The organism is Lysinibacillus parviboronicapiens (assembly GCF_003049575.1).
Lineage (GTDB): Bacteria > Bacillota > Bacilli > Bacillales_A > Planococcaceae > Lysinibacillus > Lysinibacillus parviboronicapiens.
In genome coordinates, this window is the sequence record NZ_PYWI01000004.1 from 115,493 (window position 1) to 135,576 (window position 20,084).

Consider the following 20,084-nt stretch of genomic DNA (forward strand, 5'->3'; position numbering starts at 1 on the left):
TTGCACCTACCCTACGATTTTCATCATGTGTGTCTCTGTGTTAACGGTTATTGTTCGCCCTAATGGTAGAGTCATTGTTGGTAAGCAATGACCACAAGTCATATCCATTAAGATCGGTTTTTTAAGTGGCACTAAAATTTCATTAAAAATGGTGTGCAGTGATAAGCTATTTTCTGGTTGCTCTGGGTTTTCAGGACCACAATTTGTCCAAGCACCTAATACTATTCCTGCCACTGCCTCAAGCTTACCAGCTAATTTTAACTGTGTGAGCATGCGATCTATACGTTGTTCGTTTTCATCTATATCCTCTAGAAATAGAATCTTTCCCTTCGTATCAATTTCATAAGGGGTTCCAAGGGATGCCGTGACTAATGTTAAATTTCCACCGACTAGCCGTCCAGTTGCTTGTCCTGTGACTAGTGTTGTCATTGACTGTCCTGGTGGATTTTCAAAAGGTAGCCCATTACTTTCATTGGCCATTACATGGTAGATAAAAGAATCCCATGTATAATCATCCATACCCGATTGAATAAACTCCGTAGACGGCATCGGCGAATGATATGTGACGAAGTCACATTTTTGATTAAAGACAATATGGAGTGCTGTCACATCGCTATAACCTGCAAATACCTTAGGATTCGCTTGTATCATATCGTAATCAAGGTAGGGGAGAATCTTTGTCGCTCCATAGCCACCACGAATACAAAAAATGCCATCAATATTAGGATCGCGGAACATTTGATTAACTTCAGCGGCACGAAGTTCATCTGCCCCTGCTAAGTAGCCATGTCTTGCCCGACATGTTTCTCCTACGACTACTTTAAAACCGAGCTTCTCCACACTGTCAATTGCCGGATATAATTTACCAGGCGGTGTTGCACCTGAGGCACTAATTAAGCCAATTGTATCGCCTTTTTTTAATGCTTTTGGTATTTTCATCGGTCAACCCCCCATTTTTCGTGTCGTACGGTAATTTTCAATTTCTTGTTCGTTGGCCAGTATGAAATGACCCTTCTCTATTTCCACAAACGCTGGTGGCTGTTGGTCATAGCGGTGCTGTGTTGGGTCATAGATTTCAACGATTTTTTCACGCTCCTTATATGGATTTGGCTCTGGCACAGCCGATAATAATGCACGTGTATACGGATGGATGGGATTGGAAAATAGCGTTTCCGTCTCCGCTAACTCCACAATATTGCCTTTATAAATAACTGCTGTACGGTCTGTAATAAAACGTACGATGGATAAATCATGTGCAATGAATAAATACGTTAAGTGATTTTGCTGTTGTAAATTGGCTAACAAGTTTAACACTTGTGCCCGTATCGACACGTCTAACGCTGAAATTGGTTCGTCCGCAATGATAAACTCTGGCTCCATCACTAATGCACGTGCAATGCCGATACGCTGGCGCTGACCGCCTGAAAATTCATGTGGAAAACGATTGGCAAATTCGGGTAGTAATCCAACATTCAACAGTGCCTTTCGCACTTTTTGCTGACGGTCTTCCTCGCTTATAAATTTTTTTGTATTAACGAGACCTTCTGAAATAATATAGTCAACCTTCGCTCGTTCATTGAGTGATGCCATAGGGTCTTGGAAAATCATTTGGATTTTCTGTGTAATTTCACGATCCCAGTCCTTTGAGATTTTGCCGTTAATGTTCTTTCCATGGTACAAAATCTGTCCGTCGGTAACTTCATTGATGCGCATGATGGCACGACCAATCGTTGTTTTCCCTGAGCCTGATTCGCCTACTAATCCAAATGTTTCGCCTTTAAAAATGTCAAAGCTTACATCGTCAATCGCAACGAATTTGTTTTTCCCTTTTCCAAAGACAATTTTTAAGTTTTTTACGGCCACTAGTACTTCTTTATGCGTCATTGGCGTGTTGCCTCCCCTCCTCAAAAAATGCTAGTAATGTTTCAGGAAGCTCTACTTTTGGTGCGCGAGGATCTAGTAGCCACGTTCGTGCATAATGTGTGTTACTCACCTGAAAGAAAGGTGGTCGCTCCTCATAGTCAATTTTTAATGCGAATGGATTGCGTGGTGCGAACGCATCGCCCTTTATTGCTTTGAACAGATTTGGTGGGGTACCTTTAATGGAATAGAGCTGTTGCCCTTTTAAACCGAGCTGTGGTAATGATGAAATCAGTGCCCAAGTGTAAGGGTGTTGGCCATTGAAGAAAACTTCATGTGTAGCACCCACTTCGATGACATCACCTGCGTACATAACCGCAATACGATCGGCCACTTTTGCCACAACGCCTAAATCATGTGTAATATAAACGGTGGTTAGCCCATATTTTTGTTGTAGATTTTTTAATAGCTGCAAAATTTGTGCTTGAATCGTTACATCGAGTGCCGTCGTGGGTTCATCGCAAATTAATATTTTCGGATGACAAGCAAGGGCAATCGCTATTACAATTCGTTGTCGCATCCCTCCAGAAAATTCGTGAGGGTATTGCTTATAGCGTTTTTCCACATCATAAATACCCACATCAGTTAGGTATTTAAGTGTTTCTTCATAAGCGGCTTTGCCCTTTAAGCCTTGGTGTAAAACCACACATTCCTCAATTTGTTTACCAATCGTTTTCAGTGGATTTAATGATGTCATCGGATCTTGTGTAACCATCGCAATTTCTTTCCCTCGTATTTGCAACCATTCTCGCTCTGTTGTAAACTGCGCTAAATCCCTATCATTATAAAGAATTCGACCTTGCTCGATGGAACCATTTTTATCGAGCAGACCCATAATGGATTTCACAAGAACCGATTTTCCTGAGCCCGATTCGCCAACAATCGCTAAGCTTTCACCTTGATATAATTCAAGGGAGATGTCACGAATGGCTGTCAGTACCTGACCTCGAAGTGTAAATTTAATGACTAAGCTTTGAATCGATAAAATGCTGGATTTTGTACGTGTTGCTTCCATCCTCTTCCCCCCTCTAAACATGATTTTTTGGATCTGCTGCATCCGCAAAGGAATTGCCAATTATATAAAAGGCAATTGTAATCACACTTAACACGATACTCGGGAAAATCAGTTGATATCGTAAATCCACAGACATCATCAAAACACGACCTTCATTGATTAAATTCCCTAATGACGGTTCACTGATTGGTAGCCCTAACCCAATATAGGTTAAAAACACTTCTGCACCAATTGCAAAAGGAATTGCGAGGCTCATCCGAAGCATAATGACAGATATTAAATAGGGTAATAGATTCTTGACGATAATGCGGTAGTCAGGCGTTCCTAAACATTTAGAGGCTAAGTTATACTCGCGGTCACGTAAAATCACAATTTGGTTACGTATGAAGCGGGCCATTTCCACCCAGCCAGTGATACACATAGCAATGATGATGGTCGAAATACTTGGACGTAAAATATAAGACATTAAAATAAGAACAATCGTTGTCGGAATATTATCCACCACATTATAGAGCTGCGTAATCGGCACTTCTAGCTTACGAGAGAAGCCCCACAGTGTGCCAATTGTAATGCCAACAATGGCCTCCACCAATGCAACAACACAGCCAATTAGTAATGAGGTACGAGTCCCTGCCCAAATGCGCGACCATAAATCCTGTCCAATTGAGTTAGTCCCAAACCAAAATTCAGCGTTCGGGGCAATATTGCGCGCTTGTAAGCCTGTTTGGTCATCAAGATAAATTTCAGTTGGTGATTTTTGCTGTGGTAGGTACGGTTGCAGGATGGTAAATGCGACGATTAGACAAACCATGACTAATAACAAGACCGCCAAGCGATTTTTCAAAAAGGATTGCCATGTCGAACGCCAGTAAGAATAATTGGAGTAGGCTGTTTCTTCTGCTTTGCTATCATTTACTTCAGCAAACTGAAACAGCGCTTCACGTGACTTGTCTGAGATATTATTAATTTCTTCTGTATATATGCTCATTAGCGTACACTCTCCCCTTTTCCTAATTTGATACGTGGATCAACAAGTGCCATGGCGATATCCCCTAAAATCAGACCGATGATTCCTAGTGATGAGAAAACGAGAACAAGTCCTTGGACTATGGTATTATCCTGTCGTTGGATAGCATCAACGAGTAAGCCCCCCATCCCTGGTATGGAATATAAGGATTCAATATAAATAGAGCCTGTAATGGTAAATAGAATGGTTGCAGGTAAGTACTGCGCCATCGGTATGAAGGCATTTCTTAAGACATGACTAAACATTAATGTACGCTCTTTCACGCCTTTTGCCCGTGCTAGCTTAATATAGTCCTTATTTAGTTCATCGACCATATAACGACGCATCCACATTGCATAGGAGGCAGTCGGTGCGAGAGCCATTGACACCAGTGGTAATATCCAAGTAATTGGCCTATATTCATCAAATAGCATTGGCAAACGGAAAATTTCTGTCACATACATTTGAATCACTAAATAGTACACGGCCGCTGGAACAGCAACGACGAAGACAATGTATCCGGTTCCTAAACGATCAAGCCAGCGTCCTTTCATGTGTGCCATTAAAATCCCAAGTGGTACACCGATAATTAGGGATAGGGCAACGGCACCTAGCCCAAACAGTAACGAATAGATGATTTTATCTGCAATGATCGTGACAACCGGTACATCTGTACGATAGGTAACTGATTTGCCCAGATCTCCTTGCAATAAGTTTGTATAAAAATTCCCTAATTGAACAAGCAATGGGTCCCTTAGACCTAAATTACTTAAATACACCTCCTGTTGAGCAGGGGACATTTTATCTGCCGCAGCGCCTAAATAACCTTCTTCAGGCATTAAACGTAGTAATGAAAAAACAATCGTGATAATGATAAAGAGAGTGATGATTGATTGTAACAACCGTTTTCCGATATACCACAACATCGTTTATTCCTCCCTACAGACTAGATTCGAGAAAGAATGAAGGAGATGCCGACTAATCTCTTTCGGTCATCTCCTTCATCATGAAAACTTTGCAATGATTATCTCAAGCGCTTATTTTGTTGCATTGACTAAAGCCTCAGCACGTTCTTGCTCCCACTTTGCTAAAGCTTCCTTGAACTCATCATTACTCATGGGCTTGTCTAGAACTTGTTGGCCTTTGAATTTTTCAGATGTTACACCAAATGGTGAGTACTGTGCTTCAAATGGGTTTAATTTGGAAGCGACATACCCACTACCACCTACTGCATAAGGAATGACGAATGCTTCTTCAATTAAGAAACTTTCTGCTCTTGCAAATAGATCATAACGTTCAGCTGTATCAATAGTTGCTTTCGCCTCATCAATTAAATTTTGATAGGTCGTTTTTCCATTGGCTTCTTTATAGCCCTCTGCTAATTCTGGTTTATTATACGTACCATCTACACTGAAAGGTTCTGTGTATGTCGATGGATCGGCATAGTCTGGACCCCAGTTCGCTTCCAGTAATGCAAATTTACCTGGGCGACGTACTTCTGATAAGAAGCCTGTTGAAGGGCCTGCCTCAACGATAATATCGACATAATCAGCACCTAATAATTTTTCGATTTGCTGTTCAATTACTTGCGTACGGTTTGCCCAATCAGGACTGCCAGAGTTATATGGCATTAATACTTTCACTGGGAATGTCGCTTTCCCTTCAAGAGTTGCTTTTGCCTTTTCCTTAAATTCTAGTGCTAAATCTTTGTTAAAGGAATCGCTACTTGTAATAGGCTCTAATGGCGCTAAAAGTGTATAATCGACCCCTGCAACATCCACAAAATTTCGCGGTGTAACCGTATTACTTAGCATGTCTTGTGGGTTGTATGGCTCCACTGTTAGCATGGCTGAGACACGGTCAAGCGCATGATAAAGTGATTTACGGAAGTCCTTATTATTAACTGCGATTTTCCAGTTTTCTGGCTCATACTCGGCATCGAATTGTGGGTCAAAGTTTAACGCATAGAAATACGTATAGAAATTATTTTGAGTTTGACGAACCTGCGATTTTTTCTTGTCATCATTAAACCATTCATCAATGATAGAGGTCGGAATGCTGGCCGAATCTACTTCACCACGCAAGAATAGTTCTGGCGCTACTGTTGCGGCTTCTTTGTTATATTTATAGCGTATACGGTCAATCAGTACATTTTCTTGATCCCAATACGTATCGTTTTTCACAAGCACACGCTCATTTTGAGGCTCGAACTTGTCCAATATATACGCACCGTTATAAAGGAAATCTTCACGTGTTGTCCCGAACTTTTCGCCTTTTTCAACTAAAAACTCACCATTAACTGGGAAGAAGCATACGTAGTTCAGCATAGAGAGGAAATAGGGTGTAGGTGCTTCTAAAGTATACTCTACTGTATGTTTATCTGTTGCCTTTATACCAACTTTTGAGAAATCTGTCATATCACCGTTATAGAACGCTTCACCATTTTTCACAACGGTCGCACTCCAGACAGTTGACGATTCATTTTTTGCATCAAGTACATAGTTTAAGCCATCCACAAAATCTTGCGCTACTAAATCTGCATATTCTTTACCGTCATGTGTAACCCATTTCACGTCATCTCGAAGCTTAAATGTCCACACAGTTGCATCTTCATTTGAAGTCCATTCTTTTGCTAAGCCTGGTTGTACGACACCATACTTATCATATTCAATCAATCCGTCGACTAAGTTAGCCGCAACAGCAAACTCATTGGTTTCAGAAGTTTTTAAATAGTTTAAGGTTTTAATTTCTCCTGAATAAACAACTCGGTATTCTGATTTTTTTTCATCAGAGGAATCATTACTGCAAGCTGTACAAAGTAATGCGATAAGACACACTAAAAGAAACCAATACTTTTTCATAAAAAGCCTCCCCCTAGCAATCTTTTTATATGGAAAATCCTAGTCCAACTGCATCCGTCATTGTAATGCGAGCGTTGTCAAAATCTGGACCACCTGTAATAGGATCTTTCAAACATAAACTTGGTCCGTCTAGATCAACCATTGTTATATTTTTTTGTGATGCCGCAAAATGAGCTGCCGCACTTACGCTAATTTTTGTTTCCAACATGCAACCAATCATACAGGGAATGTCATTTGCCTCTGCAATGTGGCAAATCTTCTGTGCTTGATGGATACCACCTGTTTTCATGAGTTTGATATTAATGAGATCAGCTGCTCGCTTTTCGATAATCGTCAACGCATCTTTGGCAGAGAAAACACTTTCATCTGCCAAAATATTCGTGAATGTATTGGCTGTCACATACTGCATACCAGCCAAATCATGATAATGCACAGGCTGCTCCACTAATTCTATATTTGTGCCTGCATCCTCAAGTGCACCAATAATTCGCACCGCTTGCTTTGGCGTCCAACCTTGATTGGCGTCCACACGTAATGTAATGTGTTGTCCTACTGCTTGTCGTATGGCCACAACGCGCTCGACATCGCCAATCGGATCTTTACCAACTTTCACCTTAAGAATTTGAAATCCACGGGCTACGGCAGCTACACTATCCTTCACCATTTGTTCTGTATTATTGACACTGATTGTAATGTCAGTCACTAGCTCCTTGCGGTAACCACCTAATAATTTATACAATGGCGCTCGATAGTGCTGTGCAAATAAATCATAAATCGCCATATCCACCGCAGCTTTAGCACTGGTATTTTGATAAATGCTTGTCTCTAATCGTTGCATCATGTGCGCAAGTTCCTCTATATCCAGCCCGGTTATGGCAGGCTTAATATAATGTTCGATGGCATGTGTCATCGAGCCTAGTGTTTCACCCGTAATGACTGCTGTTGGTGCCGCTTCGCCAATGCCGACTTGTCCATTATCGCTAGACACATAGACAGCAATATTATGAATACTGTGCACTGTGCGAAGCGCTGTTTTAAATGGCGTGATGAGTGGTGCCTCCACTTTCGCAACCCTGATATCTTTAATTTTCATCCATGCACCTACTATCTTTTGGCTTATGTTAGGAACTGTAAAAGGCGTAGCACTTCAAAAAAATCATCCGTCACGAATTCCACTGTATTATGCGCTTTAAATGTTGCATTCGGATAAAATGAATTACGATAGGCACGTGTATGGTCCCGGTAAATAATTTCTACCACAAAGCGCTCAGGCAATGTCACTTGTAAAGCCTCTCGCTCCACTTTCATCGATGTTGCAACAAGGCGTTTTGTTTCTTTAAGTGTTAGCTGTGGGCTCACGCTAATCGTTGCATTGCCAACCCCCTCTTTCGTGGCAAATGTAACAATGTTAGCATTGAGCGTTTGAATCTCTTCCGTTAGCCCCATATCCCCACTCACAAACGAAACTGGCACGCCATGAAGAGCAGCCGCATACGTATTAATTAAAAATTCACTAGCATACTCACCATTTATCTTCACATCAGCAAAGACACAAAGCGTATGTGCTAATGGGTTTCGCGCACTTCCTCCTTTGCTGTGATACCCGATGAAAATGGCACGGTTAAAGCTGTTATCTAGCCCTGCCACCATACACATTGGTTCATATGTCCAGCCTCGAATGACCTTGCAATTCACAGGTAGATTGGAAATATCCAGATTACGTGCTGAGTCGTGCGCATCCTTGAGTAAAATCTCTGTCGCTCCACCAAGTATAGCGCCCTCTATGGCAGCCTCTACTTCCTTTGTCATTTGCTTGCGAAAAAATTCATTATCCGGCGCATTGAGCTCCGTTTCACTCCATGATGTTGTACCCGTAATTCCTTCAATATCTGCACTTATATATACCTTCATAGATATCGATACTCCTTTACTTGATTGTCTTGAATCTGTGCTTCGATAGCACCATAACTGGCTTTTGGGGCATTCACTCGTGTTGCCCAGGCGATATTGTGCAAGTCATAGTGCCACCATTCCTCTGCATAATTTGTAAACCCGACCATGGTCATACAGTTATACAGCAGACGACGATGCAGACAGGCTTCGTAATTTTCTGCTGTATGCTGTTCGAAATAACGCGTTGCTGATTTTGCACTTAGTTCATCAAACGCCGTACCAAGATTTAACGCCTTGCCATTTATATCCCCCAGTGTTACATCAATGGCTCCCCCTGTTAGATGAGGAGCCAAATGTTCATTTCCTAAGCGTGGAAACGCTACATACTTTCGCGTTTCTTTGACAACCTCTTCTTGCGTAAAATCAGGATATTGCCTCTTTATTTGTTGCGAAAACTGCGTAAACAAAAATTGTTGCACCTGTAATGGACGATAGCCGTCATACACAATAACACGATAATTTTCAGGCAAAAGCCGGACTGCTTGTTTCAAACGCTCATACGCACCATCACGCAAATAAAGCGACTTAAGGCTGTGCGGAATGTGCTGTAAATAATAAATGGGCTTGACAAAAATTCGAGCATCATCCTCGCCAACTCGTATGAGTGGTTCGCTATTTTCTTGCATAGATGGAGGCTGTTGTCTATTGGTAGCCTTTAATACATCAATTGGCTGAAATAATTTCCCTTGCATCATCATGCACCCCTACTCTCGAAAGCATAGCAAGCAAAGTATATGTTTCTTTTTTGATAATTCTGTATTTTTAAAGTAAATGTTAGCACACCAAATATTCGTTGACTAGATAAAAAAAGCATTATTACAAATAAATGGTTATTTTCTTATTTTCATACAAAATGCGCAATTTCCTTGTTGAAAATCTACGTAGCAAGTCGAAATGTCCTATTTTTCAGAAATTTTTAGACAAAGAAAAAAGCTATTGAAACACGTAAGTGTCACAATAACTTTTTACAATTTACTATATTACTTACCATCAAACTGATAGGCTTCCACTACATGACCATCTCGACCTTTTGTTGTTTGTGCCTGTGATAGAGAATTTAAAATGGCTTCTTCTGTCGCTTCTGCCGTCGCAGTAAATAATTGATTCATAATTGCATGATCCTCACGCAACTGCGTACGTGTTTCTACATGTTGGTTCGACGTATGTGGAATGTGGTGGGCCGTTGTAAAACCTATGACAATATCTCCACTACCATGTGAAAAATGACTACCCGTACGCCCAAGACCAATACCACAGCGCTTAATCACACGAGACAGCTGGCGACTACTAAGCGGGGCATCCGTTGCCAACACAATTATTATCGAACCATCTGTTGGCGATAAAGTCGAGTCACTCTGATTGCTCTTGAGCTGGTAACGGTCGGCTAAAAACTCAGTGCTATGCCCAAAATTGCTTAACACCAAACAGCCAACTGTATAAGTTATTTCTTGTTCCACTGTGACAATACGCGAAGCAGTGCCGATGCCGCCCTTATAGCCAAAACATATCATGCCTTTTCCTGCTCCAACTGCCCCTTCTCTTGCTACATCTTCTGATGCACTGTGAATTGCTTCAATCGCATGTGCAGGCGAAACCGGACAGGCACGAATAGAATTTAAATAACTATCATTGCATTCCCCTACGACAATATTTATCGTCCCTGTCGAATTGCCAATCTCTGTATTGGCATCTAACATATATTGTAAAGTGCCTTGTGTGACAGCAGGTACCCCAAATGTATTCGTTAGCATAATCGGTGATTCAAGGACCCCTAGCTCATTAACTTGTACAAGTCCTGTCGTCTTGCCAAAGCCGTTTAGTACATAGCTTGCAGCGGTGACCTTGTGCTGAAATAGATTTCCTCCGTGCGGTAAAATCGCTGTTACCCCTGTACATGCATAGGTACCGTCTTGATTCAACTTTTCATCAAGCGTCACATGCCCTACACGCACGCCTGCTACATCTGTTATACAGTTTTTCGGTCCTATCGGTAACGAACCAATGACTATACCCATGTCTCGTACTTTTTTCTGCATGCCATCACCTCACCATTAAATTAGTGACAATATGAAGCCCCCAAAGACTGTGGATTAAGCGTCCCTGCCATTCAATCCGTTTTCGGATGGGATTGCCGTTGCCGCTGCGGCATGGGCATGAATTACCGTTGTATCAAATACAGGCACAGCTACATCTTCCTGCTTAATCAATAAGCCTATCTCCGTACAACCAAGAATAATGCCTTGTGCTCCTTCCTCTATTAACTTTTCAATCACCTGTAAATAATAGGATTTTGAAACAGAGTCAATTTTACCTAAACATAATTCCTCATAAATGATTCGATTGACGCTGTTACGCTCTAGCTCACTTGGAATCACTACCTCGATGCCAAAACCTTCAACTCTAGCTTTATAAAAGTCTTGCTCCATCGTATATTTTGTTCCAAGCAGTGCAATCTTTTGTAAACCCGCCTGTTGAATTTGTGCGGCTGTTGCGTCAGCAATATGTAGAATAGGTATTGTAATGTTGACCTCAATCACGTCAATGACCTTATGCATCGTATTCGTACAAATCACAATGAAATCGGCACCTGCTCTCTCTAAAGATTGTGCCGCTTCTCCAAGCACATGCCCAGCTTGTTCCCATTCACCTGCCGCTTGATAATGTTCGATTTCTTGAAAATCAACACTGTACAAAATACATTTTGCCGAATGCAAACCGCCTAGTTGTTGCTTGACGTTTTCATTGATCAGTCGATAATATTCAGCTGAAGACTCCCAGCTCATGCCCCCGATTAATCCAATTGTTTTCATTGCATCACCCTCCGTATAAATATCTAATATTATACTAGAAATTCATCCCAATAAAACACGAATTTTACTTTTCCATCTCTACTTCAGCTTTTTTCAAATAGGATAAAGTGAAACTCAATCAGTGGTCCCCACTGATTGGTAGTTGAACCAATCGGGCCTCTACGGTCAGTTGATCGCCTCTCCCCTTGAAGCGCGTCTTACTGACCGTTTATGCGGGATAAAGTGAAACTTCAATCAGTGGGTGTCTCTTTTTCCCCACTGATTGGTAGTTGAACCAATCGGGCTTTTACGGTCAGTTGATCGCCTCACCACTGGAAATGCGTCTTACTGACCGTTTATGCGGGATAAAGTGGAACTCAATCAGTGGTCCCCACTAAATGATAGTTGAACCAATCGGGCTTTTACGGTCAGTTGATCGCCTCTCCACTTGAAGCGCGTCTTACTGACCGTTTATGCGGGATAAAGGGAAACTTCAATCAGTGGGATTAAAAACGAATTATTTATATTGGTATGAAAGAAAAAATAACATTTATACTAATAAAAAAATACTAAATGCTCTGATTCAAAAATTTAAAATTGAGTAATTCTATCAAGGTTTCCCTCTTCATTTTATTTCCTATATGAAATCATTATAAAATGGGAGGCTTATTTATCTGATTATTAACATTTTTTAGTATTTTCAATAAGTTGATTTTTCACAAAAAAACAGTGTAGACTAAAACGTACTGAAAAAGGGGGAAGATAGATGCAATGGATTTCAGATATTGTTAACTCAACGAATGATATTTTATGGACGTATATACTCATCGTATTGTTAATAGCAGCAGGTTTGTATTTTTCATTCGGCACTAAGTTTGTGCAAATACGTCTCTTTGGCGAAATGTTTCGTTTAATAGTTGAAAAAAGAGAGGGAGAATCTGGCGTTTCTCCATTCCAGGCCTTTACGATTAGCGCAGCCTCTCGCGTTGGTACTGGTAATATCACAGGGGTGGCACTCGCTATTGGTGTAGGTGGACCAGGTGCGGTATTTTGGATGTGGATTATTGCCATTGTAGGTATGGCTACAGCATTTATAGAAAGTACGCTTGCACAGGTTTACAAGGTAAAAGACGGCAACACTTTCCGTGGTGGCCCTGCCTATTATATGGAAAAAGCTTTAGGTCAACGCAAATTAGGCATTATTTTTAGTATTCTTTTAACGCTAAGCTTTGGTTTTATCTTTAATGCAGTGCAGTCTAATACGATTGCAACCTCTGTCGGAGAAGCTTTTCAGATTAAACCTTCTTACATCGGAATCTGTTTGGTTTTGCTAACTGCCGTGATTATTTTTGGTGGCGTACATAGAATTGTAAAATTTACCCAAGTAATTGTCCCAGTGATGGCTGTTTTTTATTTACTTGTTGCATTTTACGTTGTCGTGACCAATTTCTCTGAAATACCACATGTCTTTCAGCTAATTTTATCGCAGGCCTTTGGCCTTCAAGAGGCAGCTGGCGGAGCAATTGGCGTTGCGATCATGCAAGGTGTACGTCGCGGTTTATTTTCGAATGAAGCTGGTATGGGTAGTGTGCCGAATGCAGCTGCGACTGCCAATACTTCACATCCGGCCAAACAAGGTCTCGTACAAAGTTTAGGTGTATTCTTTGATACAATCCTTATTTGTTCGGCTACAGCATTCATTATTATTTTAGCTGGTCTTTATGACACAGGTGAAAGTAACGGCATCATCCTCACTCAAAATTCTTTAGCAGAACATGTTGGTGGATGGGCGCCTTATTTTATAGCCATTTCAATTATTTTCTTCGCCTTTAGTTCTATCATTGGCAATTACTATTACGGAGAATCGAATATTGAGTTTATTAATGCTCATAAAGGTTGGATGACTGGTTACCGTGTTTTAGTACTTGTCATGGTGATGTTCGGCTCTGTAGCACAGGTACAACTTGTTTGGAACTTAGCGGATCTCTTTATGGGTCTGATGGCGATGATCAATATTGTGGTTATTATGTTACTCGGTAAGATTGCTTTCCTTGTGTTAGATGACTTTACACAGCAACGCAAATTGGGTAAAAACCCTGTATTTTTCGCAAAATCAATCCCAGGATTAAAAAATACAGATTGTTGGGAAGACGATCGTAAGTAAACAAAACAAAAGCCATCGAGAATTCCCTCTCGATGGCTTTTGAACGTTTTGAATAACCCTTTCAACAAGTGGCTGCAACACATGATGTCACAATGGCACCTAATACAAGGCCCTTTTCATTCTGTCGCTGCATGGCGCCACTGCTTTGTGCGTTCATCCTTTACATAATTGTTCACGTTCATTGATTTGATTCTTCGTTATCATTGATCATCACCTCAAAAGTTTACTTTTAATCAACATAGTATGAAGTTAGAAGTTGATTGGAACGAAGAGCGGTGACTCCGGAAAAGTCAAGATCCTGGACTGAGTGAAGCGAAGGAAGCAGCTCGATTCCGCCCGTGGAAAGCATCCGCCCGTAGTGAAAATCAACAGCTTTACTTAATTTAATTGTAAAAGAAAAAAGACTGTCAACAAACACAATTTTTACGTTTGTTGACAGTCTGAGCCGCTCCTCATCATTACAATGAAGAGCGGTTTTTTTAGTATTTAAACTGGCTGATGAGCCCTTTTAATTCATCTGCCATATGAGATAGTGCTTGTGCAGATGCATTGATTTCTTCCATGGAAGCTAATTGCTCTTCAGTTGAAGCAGCAACATCTTCTGATGCAGCCGCATTCCCTTTAGCGGAGAAAGCCAAATCTTCCGTAATTGCGGTTACCTCTTGCACACTCGCCGACATCTGTTCAGATGCAGAAGAAACTTCTTCCATTTTAGGAGTAATGTCATTCATCCTTGACATAATAACTTGGAATTTGGCGATTGCTTCATCGGATACACGTAAGCCGTTAAGTACGTCCTCTGACACTCTTGCCATGATGTGAACAGACTGTGCTGTTTCTTCTTGAATACCATGAATGAGCTCAAAAATCTGACTAGCCGATTGCTGGGATTGCTCGGCCAGCTTGCGTACTTCATCAGCTACTACTGCAAAACCTTTACCATGCTCCCCTGCTCTTGCCGCTTCGATAGCTGCATTGAGAGCCAGTAGATTAGTTTGATCGGCTATGCTTGTAATGACATCTAAAATGGACGAAATTTGTTGAGACCGTTCGTGTAAGGATTGAATTTTATTGTTTGAATCAGTGACAGATAAATGAATAGAATTCATTTGATCCTTAGTATCTTGCACTGCTTGTCCGCCCTCGTCAGCCTGTTTAGTCGCATATTGAGACAGATCCGTCACTGTGGACGATATTTCTGCCACATGAAGGATGGCTTTTGAAAGTTCATTTAACGATTCTGCATTCCTCGTTGCATTCGTTGTTTGTGTGTCTGCGCTTAACGCCACTTCTTGTATAGAGATGGCCACTTTTTCCGTTGCCTCACTCGTCTGATCGGCATTTGCCGTTAACTCTTCTGCTGAAGATGCAACTTCTTCTGCGTTTAATTCTATTTTTTTAATAAGTGTACGAAGACTATCTTGCATGTCATTGAAGGCTTGTCCCAATTGCCCAATCTCATCTCTAGAGGTAATTGTCACTTTCTCCGTTAAATCACCTTTACTAATGGTTACGGCGCTATCTTTTAGGGCTCTAATTGGTTTAATGATTGCTTTAATCACAATATAAACGACAATGGTACTTAAAATAATCGCAATGACTAAGACAAGAATCGTATTAGATAAAATCGAAGCTGCTGATTCATCTATTTCTTTAGCAAAAATGGTTCCTGTAATTTTCCAGCCAGTTAATTTATTCGTAGTAAAAGACATAATGCGATCATCATCATTATAGACATAATCGTACGTACCTGTATCACTTTCGTACATTTTATCTAAGAACTTCTCTTGCAATTCCCCTCCTGGTTTTAATGTAGGATGAGAAATAACCATATTATTGTCACCAAAAATAGAGGAATAACCATTTTTTCCAATATTAATAGAGTCAGCTACTTTTTGAAGTTCTGTCAGTGTAATATCTACTGCCACAACTCCTGATTGATCTTTTACCTGGCGAGCAACTGTAACGACCATGTCTCCTGTTCCCGCATCTACATAAGGCTTTGTCACAAAAGATTTGCCCTTGAGCGCTACAGCTTCTTTATACCACTCTCTTTCCAAGGGGTTATCTGTAGATTCATACTTTTTTGGTTCTACTATAAATCTACCGTCCTCTGTTCCAACATAGATGCTTAATGTATCAGGATTTAATGCAATAAATTGATTGAACATTGTTCGTAGCGACGCTTCACTCTCTTCATACATAGAGGCATTTATTGCTTCGCTAAAAACACCGACTTCGTGTATTTTTTCACTGATCGTTTTATCTATCTGTTTATTTAACATCTCAACACTTTCATTTGCGCTAAATAAAATTTCATCTTTGATAGAATCTTTTGCTGAGAGATACGATAAAATCCCCACTGAAAGTACTGGGATGAGTAATACAAGGGCAAATAATCCATAGAGCTTGCCTTTAAAGCTTCCAAATATTTTTTTCATGCAACCATTCTCCTTTTGTCTTCATAGCTTGTAACACTTGTGCTTATGATTATTTGGCGTATGCCTTTTTTGTGCATACCCGTTTATTGATGTATTGATTAGACTTGAAAAGATTGTCGCTGTCATCTACATATGATTTTTACTTCTCGCTCCTCAATCAATAATTTTGATCCTTAGATTTTATCGGTCAAAACGCTCAAATTCAAACACTTTTTTTCATTTTCTGCAGCTTTTTACATAAGTAAAATAATTTAATGTATTTGCAATCTTTGCATTTTTTAGCGATGACACTATTTTCGTAATTTAGCACATACCAATAACCCCAATGCATCTTCTATGTCTGTAATGCATCGGGGCCTAAAATGAATCAGTATTTAAATGTTTGAATGGATTCTTGTAAATCAATGGCCATTTTTGCAAGATGCGTGGAAGCTGCGGCCACTTCTTCCATCGCCGCATTTTGCTCCTGTGATGAGGCCGCAACGCTTTGGACATTGCCACTTGATTGCAAAGAGACTTCGCTAATATAATCGATTTCTTTGACTAGTTTTTCAATGTCCAAATAGATAGCACGAATGGCCGCTGTAACGGCTTCTGACTGTGTTTGTACATCATCAATGGCCTGATCAATTTGAAGAAAGTTGTCACGCGCAACATTTACTTTTTCACGCCCTGCAGTTACAGAGTCATTGCTATTAACCATATCTTCTTCAATAATTCTTGTGCTATCTGTAATTTGTGCCACAACCTTTTCAATATCGATAGCCGCTAAATTCGATTCATCTGCTAGTTTACGAACTTCCTCTGCCACAACTGCAAAGCCTTTGCCATGCTCACCACTTCGTGCCGCTTCAATGGAAGCATTAATCGCCAGTAGATTTGTTTGGGTCGCAATGTTTTTGATGACATTAACTGCAGAAACAATGGCCGATGTATTTTCATCTAAGTCATTCACACGTGTGCTAAGCTCTGCGCTATTATCTGATATTTCATTCATCTGCTCAATGACACTCCGTACAGAGGCACGGCCCGTACTCGCCATATTCTTTGTTTCAACCGTTGCATCATTGACATTATCAATGCTTGTTGAAATTTCATTCATTTTTTTCAAGATATGCGAAGATAAACGCCTTACATCCCCTGTCAATGTATCTTGTTTTTCAATCCCTTGTGCAATATCTTGGATGGATTCTGTCACAACCTCTGTTGCTTGCGTCACTTCCAAGCTGCTGGCTGTCAGTTGCTCCGATGTTGCTGCCACCTGTTCAGACGAGTCGCCGACTTGCTTCATAGTATGTCGAAGCTTTTCAGACATCGTATTAAAGGAGCTTGCAAGCTGTGCAAATTCATCCTTCGTTGTAAATTGTAAATGAGTTTGTAAATTGCCATTTGAGAACTTGTCCATTTCGACAACAGTTTGTTGAATATTTTTTGCGACATGTCGACCAAATACAGTGGCAATGATGATACTTATTAGTAACGAAATTATTGCTAATCCAGCGATTTCCTTGGCACTTCTTGCGCCACTTTGCTTTGTAGCTTCGATATGTGCCAACATTTCATCCTGTTGCGCTGTCGCCATCGTTTTCCCAAAAACAACTAGTTTTTGAGAGCCTTCTCCAAGCACTGGTAACGCTAGCTGCTGTGCTTGTGCCTGTTCACCATGTTGATATAACGGCACGATTTGCTCGTCAATGGGTTTCTCCCACTCACTTAACTGTTGTAAAAATAATGCAAACTCTGCATTATCTTGTCCTAATGATGCAATCCGATCAATGGACTTATGTAAGGTATTACGAATTTCATGATGGTTATCTAACATTTCTGCTTTGCCATATAACATGTATCCCCGGATAGCTGCATTCGCTCGCACTGTTTGAAAAGAAATATCATTATATAAATTAATTAATTCGGTATTTTCTTCAATTTCAGCAAGTGTATGTTTATTTTCATTCAAATAATACATCGCAATCCCTGCAATAAATAATAGAAATATTAAAACAATACCAAAAGCAAACTGCAGTTTTCGTTCTACTGTAAATCTCATAGGACCCCTCTATTCCGCTATTGTATTTAGCATATTGAGTATAGCGCAAGTTGGCGAATCCTCCTACATACTCATTACTTTTCTAACAAATAAAATCTAATATTTTACAAAAATAAAAACTCCTATCAAAATATATTGACTTTTCTAAGGAGTATTTTACTAGTTATTAAAAGTTAGATCGCTTAGCTTCTTCAATTGCTCGCTAAAACCCGACCGCCTTTGCTACCGGTTCTCTCCTTATCGCAAACCAAGTATTCATTATATTTCCAAATTAGAATAACTCATCTTATAATGACTTTATAGCAGTAAACTAAGTCTATCTTGCAATAAAGGAAGGGGTAAACACATGAGTAAACCAGAGTTATATGTGAGCTTAGTGGTTGGGCCAGATTGTGATATGGAATCGTACGCGCTACGCTCTATGCTAGAGTATTTCGGCGCAAGGGTTACGGTTCATTGGATAGGACGACCAAGTGACTTGGTTGATGTTCTGTCTGGTGAAGATCGAGAGGACAAAATGGATTATTTGATCTTAAATTTTCATGGAGATGAAGGAAGATTTTGTCTACCCGAACTTGGAGAGGACGTCTATGAGGATGGTGAGCCGAGAGGTGAATTCTTCGATCATCAAGAGGTCTTACATTATTCGAAACTACAAGATGTAAAGGTCATTGCATGTGGTTGTACATTAGGCGATAAACAACTAGCGGAGGCATTTCTTACAAGTGGTTGCGCGTCATATTTAGGTCCTGCTGATTTCATAGATGGCAATGCCAATGTCATGTTTCTAACAAGGTATATGTACGAAATCATCAATCATCATAAAACACAGCAACAAGCATTTGACATCGCCCAATCGATTGATGAAGAGACTGCTATGTATCAGCTTTATTTACCTTAATGCTGCTATAATTATTCCATCACGATAATAGTAGATTCAAGCAAGCACATTGTACAGACTATAGCAAAAAATCGTGGCCTCCCTTAACAGGCTACGATTTTTTGCGTTTCCATTCCGCTTCTGCAACTTCACCCCAGTTGACCCGAGCGCTTGGTGCTCGCCAGACGAGCGGTACTCCGGTTGACCTGAACGGTTAGTGCTGCTACCTGAGCGGTTGCTGTAAAAGAGAAAAGCCTGTAGACAAACTCGCTTTCTTTGTTGAGTTTGTCTATAGGCTGAAGCCGCCAACACTTTAGGGAGGCGGCTCTTTGTTATTTTTGATGCGCTTTCAACATCGTTTCTGTAAATGCCCGGGATTGTCCTCGGGGAATACTTAACGTCTTCCATTCATCGCCCTTGATTTGCTTGCCAATGTAGACAATTTGACCAACATGTGAAGCATAATGGGCCATTTGTCTTTCAATGGCATCTATGACCGTATGTTGCTGTCCTCTAATCATCACTGACCTTAATAAGTCCTGTTCGGTTAACCCCTGAAGTACATCCAGAAACACTTGCCAGCCTTTTTCCCATGTCGCTAGTATCGCTTCTTTCGAGCCAATACTATCATTAAATTCATCATCCCGATTCCTTGTAGCTTTCTCGCCATCCGTCGTTAAAAAATCCGTCCATCTAGAAATCATATTACCACTAACATGTTTGACAATAACGGCAATGCTATTCGAATCTTCATTAAAGGCCCAATGCAATTGCTCATTGTTTAATTGAGCGATGGTTTTATCGCCATCAGCTTTGACCCTCGTAAATCTTTCTAGTACAACTTTTAAATAAGTTTCTCCTATGCTCATACAACCACATCTCTCCTTCTCCTTAAGCTGTAACATTACGCTTACCTCTACAATTATAAACGAAGGACGAATGTAGCAGAATTCATTGACAGAAAAATTTTCCACCCCCAAAAAATGCTTCTATCTTTTATAGCAACAA

Annotated in this window: 16 protein-coding genes and 1 pseudogene; 2 read left to right on the forward strand and 15 right to left on the reverse strand. The window is 40.4% G+C overall.

Annotated elements, in window-relative coordinates; genetic code table 11:
* Positions 1 to 6 precede the first annotated feature (6 nt).
* From C9J35_RS06045 to C9J35_RS06095, 11 genes are all read right to left on the reverse strand, one after another.
* Positions 7 to 939 (reverse strand): S66 peptidase family protein, encoded by a 933-nt coding sequence (locus tag C9J35_RS06045; RefSeq protein WP_107923804.1) that lies wholly within the window; start codon positions 937 to 939, stop codon positions 7 to 9.
* 3 nt (positions 940 to 942) lie between these two features.
* Entirely contained in the window at positions 943 to 1,884 is a 942-nt protein-coding gene (locus C9J35_RS06050; protein ID WP_107923805.1) for an ATP-binding cassette domain-containing protein, read from the reverse strand.
* On the reverse strand, positions 1,874 to 2,935 hold the full coding sequence (locus tag C9J35_RS06055; protein WP_107923806.1) for an ABC transporter ATP-binding protein: 1,062 nt from the start codon (positions 2,933 to 2,935) through the stop codon (positions 1,874 to 1,876). The genes C9J35_RS06050 and C9J35_RS06055 overlap by 11 nt, the downstream gene beginning before the upstream one ends.
* Before the next feature lie 13 nt (positions 2,936 to 2,948).
* A complete protein-coding gene (locus C9J35_RS06060) occupies positions 2,949 to 3,923 on the reverse strand; it encodes an ABC transporter permease (protein WP_054768158.1) in 975 nt (324 codons plus the stop codon).
* Positions 3,923 to 4,867 (reverse strand): ABC transporter permease, encoded by a 945-nt coding sequence (locus tag C9J35_RS06065; protein WP_107923807.1) that lies wholly within the window; start codon positions 4,865 to 4,867, stop codon positions 3,923 to 3,925. The genes C9J35_RS06060 and C9J35_RS06065 overlap by 1 nt, the downstream gene beginning before the upstream one ends.
* A gap of 111 nt (positions 4,868 to 4,978) precedes the next feature.
* Positions 4,979 to 6,802 (reverse strand): peptide ABC transporter substrate-binding protein, encoded by a 1,824-nt coding sequence (locus C9J35_RS06070; protein ID WP_107923808.1) that lies wholly within the window; start codon positions 6,800 to 6,802, stop codon positions 4,979 to 4,981.
* Positions 6,803 to 6,827: 25 nt separating this feature from the next.
* Positions 6,828 to 7,895: a dipeptide epimerase gene (locus C9J35_RS06075; protein ID WP_107923809.1), complete on the reverse strand. Its 1,068-nt coding sequence runs from the start codon at positions 7,893 to 7,895 to the stop codon at positions 6,828 to 6,830.
* Positions 7,896 to 7,918: 23 nt separating this feature from the next.
* Positions 7,919 to 8,713, reverse strand: a complete 795-nt coding sequence (locus C9J35_RS06080) for a M55 family metallopeptidase (RefSeq protein WP_107923810.1) — start codon at positions 8,711 to 8,713, stop codon at positions 7,919 to 7,921.
* Positions 8,710 to 9,453: a M15 family metallopeptidase gene (locus C9J35_RS06085; protein ID WP_235616210.1), complete on the reverse strand. Its 744-nt coding sequence runs from the start codon at positions 9,451 to 9,453 to the stop codon at positions 8,710 to 8,712. The genes C9J35_RS06080 and C9J35_RS06085 overlap by 4 nt, the downstream gene beginning before the upstream one ends.
* A 282-nt stretch (positions 9,454 to 9,735) precedes the next feature.
* Positions 9,736 to 10,791: a DmpA family aminopeptidase gene (locus C9J35_RS06090; RefSeq protein WP_054768157.1), complete on the reverse strand. Its 1,056-nt coding sequence runs from the start codon at positions 10,789 to 10,791 to the stop codon at positions 9,736 to 9,738.
* A gap of 54 nt (positions 10,792 to 10,845) precedes the next feature.
* Complete coding sequence (locus tag C9J35_RS06095) at positions 10,846 to 11,565, reverse strand: aspartate/glutamate racemase family protein (RefSeq protein WP_054768156.1); 720 nt, start codon at positions 11,563 to 11,565, stop codon at positions 10,846 to 10,848.
* A 745-nt stretch (positions 11,566 to 12,310) separates the two neighbouring features.
* On the opposite strand from C9J35_RS06095, the gene C9J35_RS06100 reads away from it, so the two are divergent.
* Complete coding sequence (locus C9J35_RS06100) at positions 12,311 to 13,708, forward strand: alanine/glycine:cation symporter family protein (protein ID WP_107923811.1); 1,398 nt, start codon at positions 12,311 to 12,313, stop codon at positions 13,706 to 13,708.
* Between the two features lie 33 nt (positions 13,709 to 13,741).
* On the opposite strand, the pseudogene C9J35_RS23380 reads toward C9J35_RS06100, so the two are convergent.
* The 3 genes and pseudogenes from C9J35_RS23380 to C9J35_RS06110 all read right to left on the reverse strand — a co-directional run.
* Positions 13,742 to 13,875: pseudogene (locus tag C9J35_RS23380) on the reverse strand (IS5/IS1182 family transposase); the annotation flags it as partial.
* A 312-nt stretch (positions 13,876 to 14,187) separates the two neighbouring features.
* Entirely contained in the window at positions 14,188 to 16,149 is a 1,962-nt protein-coding gene (locus tag C9J35_RS06105) for a methyl-accepting chemotaxis protein (protein WP_107923812.1), read from the reverse strand.
* Positions 16,150 to 16,516: 367 nt separating this feature from the next.
* Positions 16,517 to 18,196 carry a methyl-accepting chemotaxis protein gene (locus tag C9J35_RS06110; protein WP_107923813.1) on the reverse strand — a complete coding sequence of 560 codons (1,680 nt, stop codon included), beginning with the start codon at positions 18,194 to 18,196 and terminating at the stop codon, positions 16,517 to 16,519.
* Positions 18,197 to 18,542: 346 nt separating this feature from the next.
* On the opposite strand from C9J35_RS06110, the gene C9J35_RS06115 reads away from it, so the two are divergent.
* A complete protein-coding gene (locus tag C9J35_RS06115; protein WP_054768155.1) occupies positions 18,543 to 19,097 on the forward strand; it encodes a hypothetical protein in 555 nt (184 codons plus the stop codon).
* Positions 19,098 to 19,408: 311 nt separating this feature from the next.
* On the opposite strand, the gene C9J35_RS06120 is transcribed toward C9J35_RS06115, so the two are convergent.
* Complete coding sequence (locus C9J35_RS06120) at positions 19,409 to 19,945, reverse strand: DUF1572 family protein (RefSeq protein ID WP_054768162.1); 537 nt, start codon at positions 19,943 to 19,945, stop codon at positions 19,409 to 19,411.
* Positions 19,946 to 20,084 lie beyond the last annotated feature (139 nt).

Coding starts and splice junctions, on each gene's coding strand:
- C9J35_RS06045 (WP_107923804.1), bottom strand. CDS start 939: ATGAAAATACCAAAAGCATTAAAAAAAGGCGATACAATTGGCTTAATT.
- C9J35_RS06050 (WP_107923805.1), bottom strand. CDS start 1,884: ATGACGCATAAAGAAGTACTAGTGGCCGTAAAAAACTTAAAAATTGTC.
- C9J35_RS06055 (WP_107923806.1), bottom strand. CDS start 2,935: ATGGAAGCAACACGTACAAAATCCAGCATTTTATCGATTCAAAGCTTA.
- C9J35_RS06060 (WP_054768158.1), bottom strand. CDS start 3,923: ATGAGCATATATACAGAAGAAATTAATAATATCTCAGACAAGTCACGT.
- C9J35_RS06065 (WP_107923807.1), bottom strand. CDS start 4,867: ATGTTGTGGTATATCGGAAAACGGTTGTTACAATCAATCATCACTCTC.
- C9J35_RS06070 (WP_107923808.1), bottom strand. CDS start 6,802: ATGAAAAAGTATTGGTTTCTTTTAGTGTGTCTTATCGCATTACTTTGT.
- C9J35_RS06075 (WP_107923809.1), bottom strand. CDS start 7,895: ATGAAAATTAAAGATATCAGGGTTGCGAAAGTGGAGGCACCACTCATC.
- C9J35_RS06080 (WP_107923810.1), bottom strand. CDS start 8,713: ATGAAGGTATATATAAGTGCAGATATTGAAGGAATTACGGGTACAACA.
- C9J35_RS06085 (WP_235616210.1), bottom strand. CDS start 9,453: ATGATGATGCAAGGGAAATTATTTCAGCCAATTGATGTATTAAAGGCT.
- C9J35_RS06090 (WP_054768157.1), bottom strand. CDS start 10,791: ATGCAGAAAAAAGTACGAGACATGGGTATAGTCATTGGTTCGTTACCG.
- C9J35_RS06095 (WP_054768156.1), bottom strand. CDS start 11,565: ATGAAAACAATTGGATTAATCGGGGGCATGAGCTGGGAGTCTTCAGCT.
- C9J35_RS06100 (WP_107923811.1), top strand. CDS start 12,311: ATGCAATGGATTTCAGATATTGTTAACTCAACGAATGATATTTTATGG.
- C9J35_RS06105 (WP_107923812.1), bottom strand. CDS start 16,149: ATGAAAAAAATATTTGGAAGCTTTAAAGGCAAGCTCTATGGATTATTT.
- C9J35_RS06110 (WP_107923813.1), bottom strand. CDS start 18,196: ATGAGATTTACAGTAGAACGAAAACTGCAGTTTGCTTTTGGTATTGTT.
- C9J35_RS06115 (WP_054768155.1), top strand. CDS start 18,543: ATGAGTAAACCAGAGTTATATGTGAGCTTAGTGGTTGGGCCAGATTGT.
- C9J35_RS06120 (WP_054768162.1), bottom strand. CDS start 19,945: ATGAGCATAGGAGAAACTTATTTAAAAGTTGTACTAGAAAGATTTACG.